Below are 8,728 nucleotides of genomic sequence, written 5' to 3' on the forward strand. Positions count from 1 at the left end.
TCGGGCTTCAATGTCGGAACCGGCGCGGCCGGCACGTCCTTGGATCGTAGAGCAACCCGCGCCGGGACGCCGGCGCGAAGGAGAAGATCATGATCACCTTTCCCAATGAATCCGCCAAATATCGCACTGCGCGCGAAAAACTGCTGCGCAAGGAAGTCGAGCTGCGCCGCGCCATGGAGGCGGTGGCTGAAGCGAGACGTGCCTTGCCTCCGGGCGGGCTGGTGCTGCAGGACTATGTGTTCGACGCCCTCGACGACGATGGCAAGCCGTCGAAGGTGAGGTTGTCGGAGCTGTTCGCGCCGGGCAAGGATTCGCTGATCCTCTACCAGATGATGTTCCCGCGCCATCCGCAGGAGACGCGCGAGGTGGCGGCCAGCGGCGAGACGGCGAAGCTTGCCCGGCAGGACCAGCCATGCCCGTCCTGCACCGCGCTGCTCGACCAGTTCGACGGCGCGATCGGCCATCTCGAAGCGGCCGGCTTCAATTTCGCGGTGGTGGCGAAGACCGCGCTCGACAATATGATGGCGCTTGGCCGCGACCGCGGCTGGAAAAACATGCGGCTCGTCTCGTCGGCCGGCAACGGTTTCAAGCGTGACTATAACTCCGAAACGGCCGACGGCGCGCAGATACCGCTGCTTTCGGTGTTCCACCGCGACGGTGACGGCATCCGGCATTTCTGGTCGTCGGAGCTTGACTTCGCGCCCGCCGAGCCCGGGCAGGATCCGCGCGCCATCGGCACCTGCGAGATATTGTGGAACCTGATGGATTTCACGCCGGAAGGCCGGCCGAACTGGGACGAGCAGCTGCAATATGCCGGACAGGCCGCCGGCGCGCATTGCCACTGATGGCGCTGCGGGCGCTCAGCCCGCGCGCGTCTTTTCGAAGCAACCCCGACGCCAATGCCGCGTTGGGGATGGCAGAGGAGCTGTTTCGGATCGGAGATTTGAGATGAAAACCCTGCTGCCCCTGGTCGCCGTCGCGTTGCTTGCCGCAGCGCCTGCCCTTGCCCAATCGGACTCGGATGCGGTTGGGCCGATGGTGACGGCGAATAAGGTCGACACGCAGACCTTCGTCACGACCGCGCCCAACGCCAATGAATTCGAGATCCAGTCGAGCAAGCTGGCTGAGGAGAAATCGGCGTCGGCCGACGTCAAGGCTTTTGCGGCTGACATGATCAAGGACCACGGCAAGGTTGCTGAGGATTTCAAGGCGGCGCTCAGCCAGGGCCAGACCACCGCCTCGATCAAGCCCGCCGGCCCCGCGCTGCAGCCCAAGGAGCAGCAGCTGCTGGATGAATTGAAGGCTGCCACCGGCAAGGAATTCGACGCCAAATACATCAAGATGCAGACCGACGCGCACAAGGATGCGGTCGCGCTGTTTTCCACCTACGCCAATTCCGGCGACGACCCGGCGATGAAGGAATTCGCCAAGAAGACGCTGCCGGTGCTGAAGATGCACGAGAAGCATGTGAAGGAGCTGGCGGTGGCGCATCAGTGAGGGCTGGGCTCACTCCCATTCAAACATGGCGTTTCGCAGCGAACGCTCGGTGAGCCTCCGGGCGTTCCGGCCTCACTTTGCCGATCGGCGGCGCTGCCCCTGATTGTCCTGCCGGACATTTCTCCCCGTATAGTGACGGGGAGAAAGAGGCTCGCGCCCACGTCTCGCCAATCACCAGCGTTGCAGCAAGAGCGCCGGCGTCGCGATCAGCCCCTTCTCCCCGTTCAACGGGGAGAAGATGCCGGCAGGCAGATGAGGGGCAGCGCTGACGATCGATCGAATTGCACCACGATTGCGAAATCCTTCCCTAAGCCGGAAAATCGACCGAAGCGAAGGAGGCATCCATGCCCAAGATCGACCTGCCATCCGTCCCCGTCCGCAAAGGCTCCGTCTACCCTTCACCCTTCGACATTCCTTGCGCCGAGCGCACCCGCCGCCGCCTCGGCGATGCCGGCGGTCTCGTGGATTTCGGCGTCAACCTGATGGAACTGCCGCCCGGCGGCTGGTCGAGCCAGCGCCACTGGCACAGCCATGAGGACGAATTCGTCTATGTGCTGCAGGGCGAGCTGACGCTGGTCGAGGACGGCGGCGAAACGCTGCTCAAGGCGGGCGACGTAGCCACCTTCGCCAAGAACAGCGGCAACGGCCACCACATGATCAACCGCTCGTCGGTCACGGCGCGCTACCTGGAAGTCGGCTCGCGCAACCCGGACGATGTCATCACCTGCTCCGACATCGACATGATTAGCCCGAATTCGGATGGGCGCTTCCTGCATAAGGATGGGACGCCGTATCCGGGGCAGGGGTGAAGCGCTGGCTTTTCCTTCTCCCCTTGTGGGAGAAGGTGGCCGCGTAGCGGCCGGATGAGGGGTGTTCCAGGGAAAGCCGACCTCTCACTCCGCTGGAACACCCCTCATCCGTCTCGGCGCTGTCGCGCCGATCCACCTTCTCCCACAAGGGGAGAAGGGGAAGGCTGGCGTTCCGTCGCTACCGCGATAAGCTCCCCCGCAAGCAACGGAGGACCACCATGGACAAGGAAGTCATCGAAGTACCCGTGATGTCGGCCAAGGTGCGGTCGCTCGGGCTGCCGTGCTCGACGGCGGTGAGGGCCAACGGCTTCGTGTTCATCTCGGCGACGCCGCCGGTGGACATGGTGACAGGCGAGATGGTGCGCGGCGACATCGAAACCCAGACCGAGGCGTCGCTGAAGGCGCTGAAACACTGCCTGGAAGCGGCCGGCACGTCGCTGGACAAGGTGGTGATGGTGCGCATCTACGCCGTCAATTCCGGCTTCTACAACGCGATCAACCGGGTCTATGCGAGGTATTTTTCGACCAACCCGCCGGCGCGCAGTTTTGTGCCGGTGGCGTCCTGGCCGATGGAGTTCGATATCGAGATCGAGTGCGTGGCGGTGGCGTGACGAAAATAGCACTCTACGAGGAGTGAACACACCTTGTGTCGATTCAGATTGTAGGGGAGACGGAGATGGGAGCCCAATTCCTGCTTGTCTTTTAAATAAACTGGTCTTCAAATCCCGTTTAGGAGGAACGGACAATCGCATTGGATTGCAGCCGTGACGGGGAACGAGCATCACTATGACCGACCTTCATAGATTTACACGTGTAGAGTTCAACCATTTCAAGGCATTCGACAAATTTACGCTTCATCTTAGAAATTTCAACATCCTAGTAGGCCCCAATAATGCCGGAAAATCAACCATCCTTGCTGCCTTTAGGATATTGGCGTCAGGTCTCAGGAAAGCAACCTCAAGAAAGCCTGAAATTGTCAGCGGCCCTCAGGGGTCTGTATATGGGTACGTCGTTGATCTTGGCGCGATCTCGATTGCCGAAGAAAACATATTTTACAACTATGACGACAGCACGCCCGCGTCGATCAGGTTCAACTTATCCAATAAAAATGAACTGCTGCTGTTTTTTCCGGAAGCCGGTTCCTGTCATCTAATGGCGATCAATAATGGTGGAAAGACGCCACGTTCTCCGAAGGAATTCACCAAGCATTTCAATTGCCCAATTGGTTTTGTGCCGATATTGGGTCCGGTTGATCACAATGAAATTTTATACGAAAAAGAGGCCGCTCGATTAGCGCTTTTTAACTATCGCTCGGCTAGGAATTTTAGAAATATTTGGCATCACTACCCGGAGAAATTTGACGAATTCCGGGAGGTGTTGGCTAGAACTTGGCCCGGTATGGACATTGAGCGCCCAATCGTGGACTATTCTTATAAGAACGCCAGATTGTTCATGTTTTGCCCGGAATCTAGAATCCCTAGAGAGATATTTTGGGCAGGTTTTGGATTCCAAGTATGGTTTCAGATGTTAACTCACTTGATTCAATCAAGTGATAATTCGCTTTTCCTCATTGACGAGCCGGACATCTATCTACACTCTGAACTTCAGCGTCAACTTCTAACTTTGTTGAGAAATATTGGACCGGATATACTAATTGCTACGCATTTTACTGAGATAATAACTGAGGCAGAAGCTGACGATATTGTAGTCATCAACAAGAAAAGGAGGCAGGCGCAGCGGGTAAAGAACCCTTCCCAATTGGGAGACGTGTTTTCATCTTTGGGATCGAATTTGAACCCTATCCTTACGCAGTTGGCGAAAACGCGGCGAGCGCTGTTCGTTGAAGGAAAAGATTTTCAGATACTAGGGAAATTTGCCAGCAAACTCGGATTTGCAGAAGTAGGAAATCGCGGGAATTTTGCGGTGATACCAGTGGAAGGCTTCAATCCGGAAAGAGCCAAAAATATCAAAGCTGGAATGGAATTGACCTTAGGTGGAAAGATATCATCGGCGATCGTGTTTGATAGGGACTATCGAAGCGAAGACGAATGTGCCGCCATCAAGGAAGCTTGTGGGAAGTTCTCTGACCTTGTGACGCTTCATCGCCGAAAGGAGATTGAAAACTTTCTACTGGTTCCTGCTGCGATAGATAGAGCTGCGGCCGGAAAAGTTTCAGAGGTCTTACGTCGCGGCGGCAGTGCGAAGGCCTATATCCCAATAGCCGAGGCCACGTTGAACAAGTTCTCATTGGAGAAAAAGAATTATGTAGCGGGTCAACATCTTTCTAATCGCCGACGGTTTGAGAGACAGAATTCTCCGAGTTTGAATGACGCGACCGTAAGCGAAGCAGCAATGAATGAGTTCGACAAATTTTGGGACGACGCAGATTTGAGAATGGGGCTTGTCCCCGGAAAGGACGCTTTGAGTTTTGTAAATCAAGTGCTGCAAGACGATTATAAGATAAGTGTAACTCCGACTTCGATAATAGATGCAATGCGAAGCGACGAAATTTCGTCCGAAATGAAAGATCTTATTAAGAGTATATCAATTTTTTCCAATTCGAGCATTGGTGGTGATGATCTAGACTAGAAATAGACATCCAAGCAGATTTTGGATATAAAATAGTTGAGGTCAAGTGACGGGTTTCACCCAAAATACTCCTGCAGCGGCCTAACCTCCAAGTTCCCCGCCCGCAGCGCCGCAATCGCCTCGGCCACCGCAGCAGCACCCGACAGCGTCGTGTAATACGGCACCTTCTGCATCAGCGTCGCGCGGCGCAGCGACTTCGAGTCCGACACGGCCTTCTGGCCGTCCGTCGTGTTGAAGACGATCTGGACCTGGCGGTTGCGGATGGCGTCCTCGATGTGGGGGCGGCCTTCGAGGACCTTGTTGATCTTTTCGGCCACCACGCCGTTTTCGGCGAGGAAGCGGGCGGTGCCGGAGGTGGCGAGGACCTTGAAGCCCTGGCCGGCGAGGCGTTTTACCGCCGGCAGGATGCCCTTCTTGTCCTCGTCGCGCACCGAGACGAACAGCGTGCCGGAGCGGGGGAGGTCGACACCCGCTCCCAGCTGGCTCTTGGCGAAGGCCAGGGCAAAGTCGCGGTCGAGGCCCATCACCTCGCCGGTCGAGCGCATTTCCGGGCCGAGCAGAATGTCGACGCCGGGGAAGCGGGCGAAGGGGAAGACGGCTTCCTTGACCGCGATGTGGCCTGGATTGCGCGGGTCGGGCATGGCGCCGTAATGGGCGAAGGCGTTTTCCAGCGTCTCGCCGGCCATGATGCGCGCCGCGATCTTGGCGATGGGACGGCCGATGGTCTTGGCGACGAAGGGCACGGTGCGCGAGGCGCGGGGGTTGACCTCCAGCACATAGACCGTGCCGTCCTGGATGGCATATTGCACGTTCATCAACCCGCCGACATTGAGCGCGCGGGCGAGCGCCGCCGTCTGGCGCTCCAGCTCGTCGACGAGCTCCGACGGCAGCGAGTGCACCGGCAGCGAGCAGGCACTGTCGCCCGAGTGGATGCCGGCCTCCTCGATATGCTCCAGGATGCCGGAAACGAAAGTATCCTTGCCATCGCACAGGCAGTCGACATCGACCTCGATGGCGCCGGACAGATAGGTGTCGAACAGCAGCGGGTTCTTGCCGAGCAGCGTGTTGATCTGGCCGGTCTTGTCGTTGGGGTATTTCTGCTTGATGTCCTCCGGCACAAGGCCGGGCACGGTGTCGAGCAGGTAGGTCTGCAGCATGCCCTCGTCATGGATGATCTGCATGGCGCGGCCGCCGAGCACATAGGATGGGCGCACGACCAGCGGGAAGCCGAGCTCGCCGGCGACGAGGCGCGCCTGCTCGACCGAATAGGCGATGCCGTTCTTCGGCTGGCTGAGGTTGAGCTTGTGCAAGAGCTTCTGGAAGCGGTCGCGGTCCTCGGCGAGGTCGATCATGTCGGGCGAGGTGCCGAGGATCGGGATGCCGGCCTTCTCCAGCGCGTCGGCGAGCTTCAGCGGCGTCTGGCCGCCGAACTGGACGATGACGCCGACCAGCTCGCCCGAGGCCTGCTCGGCGCGCAAGATCTCCAGCACGTCCTCCGCCGTCAGCGGATCGAAATAGAGGCGGTCGGAGGTGTCGTAGTCGGTCGACACCGTCTCCGGGTTGCAGTTGATCATGATCGCTTCATAGCCGGCGTCGCGCAGCGCAAACGCCGCGTGGCAGCAGCAATAGTCGAACTCGATGCCCTGGCCGATGCGGTTCGGGCCGCCGCCGAGGATGACGACCTTTTTCCGCGCTGACACGCGCGCCTCGTTGGCGAGCTCGCCGACGAAGGGCACCTCGTAGGTCGAGTACATGTAGGCGGTCGGCGAGGCGAACTCGGCCGCGCAGGTGTCGATGCGCTTATAGACCGGATGAACGTCGAGCTTTTCGCGGACCTTCTGGACCACTTCGGCGTCGGTCTTCGTCAGCGATCCGAGGCGGGCGTCGGAAAAACCCATCGCCTTCAGCATGCGCAGGTTTTGCGCATCCTGCGGCAGGCCGTGCTCGCGGATGCGTTCCTCCATGGCGATGATGCCGGCGATCTGCTCGAGGAACCACGGGTCGATCTTGCACATGGCATGCACGTCCTCGAGCGACGTGCCCATGCGGATCGCCTGCGCCACCATGCGCAGCCGGTCCGGCGTCGGCGTGCCGAGCGCGGCGCGGATGGCGTTGCGGTCGTCGGCATGACTGGCGGGCGCGCTACCATGGCCGAGGCCGGGGATCTCGATCTCGTCGAGGCCGGTCAGGCCGGTCTCCAGTCCGCGCAGCGCCTTCTGCAGCGATTCCTGGAAGGTGCGGCCGATGGCCATCACTTCGCCGACCGACTTCATGGCGGTGGTCAGCACCGGCTCGGCGCCGGGGAATTTTTCGAAGGCAAAGCGCGGGATCTTTGTCACCACATAGTCGATGGTCGGCTCGAACGAGGCCGGCGTGGCGCCGCCGGTGATGTCGTTCTCCAGCTCGTCCAGCGTGTAGCCGACGGCGAGCTTGGCCGCGACCTTGGCGATCGGGAAGCCGGTGGCCTTGGAGGCAAGTGCTGACGAGCGCGAGACGCGCGGGTTCATTTCGATGACCACCAGGCGGCCGTCGGCTGGGTTGACGGCGAACTGAACGTTGGAGCCGCCGGTCTCGACGCCGATCTCGCGCAGCACCGCGATCGAGGCGTTGCGCATCATCTGGTATTCCTTGTCAGTCAAGGTCAGCGCCGGCGCGACGGTGATCGAGTCGCCCGTGTGCACGCCCATCGGATCGAGGTTCTCGATCGAGCAGATGATGATGCAGTTGTCCGCCTTGTCGCGGACGACCTCCATCTCATACTCCTTCCAGCCGAGCACGCTTTCCTCGATCAGCACCTCCGTAGTGGGCGAGGCGTCGAGGCCGGACTGGACGATGTCGTAGAATTCGGCGCGGTTGTAGGCGATGCCGCCGCCGGTGCCGCCCATGGTGAAGGAGGGGCGGATGATGGCCGGCAGGCCGACATGGTCGAGCGCCTGCGCGGCGATCGCCATGCCATGGCTGATATAGCGCTGCTTGCGGTCGCCTTCGCCGAGGTTCCAGCGCGTTTCCAGCGCGTCGAGCGCGGCATCGAGATTTTCCGGGTTCTCCGCCTTCAGCGCCGCGCGCTCGGCCTCGTGCGTCTTGCGGTCGGCGTTCTTGACGTCGGTGGCGTTGGCCAGCATCGAGCGCGGCGTTTCGAGGCCGATCTTGCTCATCGCCTGGCGGAACAGGGCGCGGTCCTCTGCCTTGTCGATGGCATGCGCATCGGCGCCGATCATCTCGACATTGTAACGCTCCAGCACGCCCATGCGGCGCAGCGACAGCGCCGTGTTGAGCGCCGTCTGACCACCCATGGTCGGCAGCAGCGCGTCCGGGCGCTCCTTGGCGATGATCTTGGCCACCACTTCCGGCGTGATCGGCTCGATATAGGTGGCCTCGGCCAGCTCCGGATCGGTCATGATGGTGGCCGGGTTGGAGTTGACCAGGATGACGCGGAAACCCTCTTCCTTCAGCGCCTTGCAGGCCTGGGTGCCGGAATAGTCGAATTCGCAAGCCTGGCCGATGACGATGGGGCCGGCCCCGATGATCAGGATCGACTTGATGTCGGTGCGTCTTGGCATGTTCGAAAAATCCGTTCGGCGAGCGGCTTGCACGAAAAACCGGGACGGGAGGACCCGGCCGGTTGTGCTTGCGATTCTGGTATCAGGCTAGGAGGGCCTTATAGGGAAGAGTTTTGGCGGATGTAACCCCGAAAATGAGGCAGTAGGGCAGTAGGGCAGTAGGGCAGTAGGGCAGTAGGGCAGTAGGGCAGTAGGGCAGTAGGGCAGTAGGGCAGTAGGGCAGTAGGGCAGTAGGGCAGTAGGGCAGTAGGGCAGTAGGGCAGTAGGGCAGTA

The 8,728-nt window shown here is 60.1% G+C and carries 6 protein-coding genes; 5 read left to right on the plus strand and 1 reads right to left on the minus strand.

Going from position 1 to position 8,728, the window contains the following annotated elements:
• The first annotated feature begins 89 nt into the window (after nucleotides 1-89).
• From RFM98_RS26015 to RFM98_RS26035, 5 genes are all read left to right on the plus strand, one after another.
• A complete protein-coding gene (locus tag RFM98_RS26015) occupies nucleotides 90-845 on the plus strand; it encodes a DUF899 family protein (protein ID WP_320311472.1) in 756 nt (251 codons plus the stop codon).
• Nucleotides 846-948: 103 nt separating this feature from the next.
• A complete protein-coding gene (locus tag RFM98_RS26020; protein WP_320311473.1) occupies nucleotides 949-1,497 on the plus strand; it encodes a DUF4142 domain-containing protein in 549 nt (182 codons plus the stop codon).
• Nucleotides 1,498-1,841: 344 nt separating this feature from the next.
• Nucleotides 1,842-2,306, plus strand: coding sequence for a cupin domain-containing protein (locus tag RFM98_RS26025; protein ID WP_320311474.1), 465 nt, complete (start codon nucleotides 1,842-1,844; stop codon nucleotides 2,304-2,306).
• 218 nt (nucleotides 2,307-2,524) lie between these two features.
• Nucleotides 2,525-2,917 (plus strand): Rid family hydrolase, encoded by a 393-nt coding sequence (locus RFM98_RS26030; protein ID WP_320311475.1) that lies wholly within the window; start codon nucleotides 2,525-2,527, stop codon nucleotides 2,915-2,917.
• 175 nt (nucleotides 2,918-3,092) lie between these two features.
• Nucleotides 3,093-4,895 (plus strand): AAA family ATPase, encoded by a 1,803-nt coding sequence (locus RFM98_RS26035; protein ID WP_320311476.1) that lies wholly within the window; start codon nucleotides 3,093-3,095, stop codon nucleotides 4,893-4,895.
• Between the two features lie 56 nt (nucleotides 4,896-4,951).
• Here RFM98_RS26035 and carB read toward each other — a convergent pair whose 3' ends face one another.
• Nucleotides 4,952-8,455, minus strand: a complete 3,504-nt coding sequence (gene carB / locus RFM98_RS26040) for a carbamoyl-phosphate synthase large subunit (protein ID WP_320311477.1) — start codon at nucleotides 8,453-8,455, stop codon at nucleotides 4,952-4,954.
• Nucleotides 8,456-8,728 lie beyond the last annotated feature (273 nt).

Origin of the sequence: Mesorhizobium australafricanum (genome assembly GCF_033977265.1) — a bacterium.
GTDB classification, from domain to species: domain Bacteria; phylum Pseudomonadota; class Alphaproteobacteria; order Rhizobiales; family Rhizobiaceae; genus Mesorhizobium; species Mesorhizobium australafricanum.

Coding starts and splice junctions, on each gene's coding strand:
- RFM98_RS26020 (WP_320311473.1), top strand. CDS start 949: ATGAAAACCCTGCTGCCCCTGGTCGCCGTCGCGTTGCTTGCCGCAGCG.
- RFM98_RS26025 (WP_320311474.1), top strand. CDS start 1,842: ATGCCCAAGATCGACCTGCCATCCGTCCCCGTCCGCAAAGGCTCCGTC.
- RFM98_RS26030 (WP_320311475.1), top strand. CDS start 2,525: ATGGACAAGGAAGTCATCGAAGTACCCGTGATGTCGGCCAAGGTGCGG.
- RFM98_RS26015 (WP_320311472.1), top strand. CDS start 90: ATGATCACCTTTCCCAATGAATCCGCCAAATATCGCACTGCGCGCGAA.
- carB (WP_320311477.1), bottom strand. CDS start 8,455: ATGCCAAGACGCACCGACATCAAGTCGATCCTGATCATCGGGGCCGGC.
- RFM98_RS26035 (WP_320311476.1), top strand. CDS start 3,093: ATGACCGACCTTCATAGATTTACACGTGTAGAGTTCAACCATTTCAAG.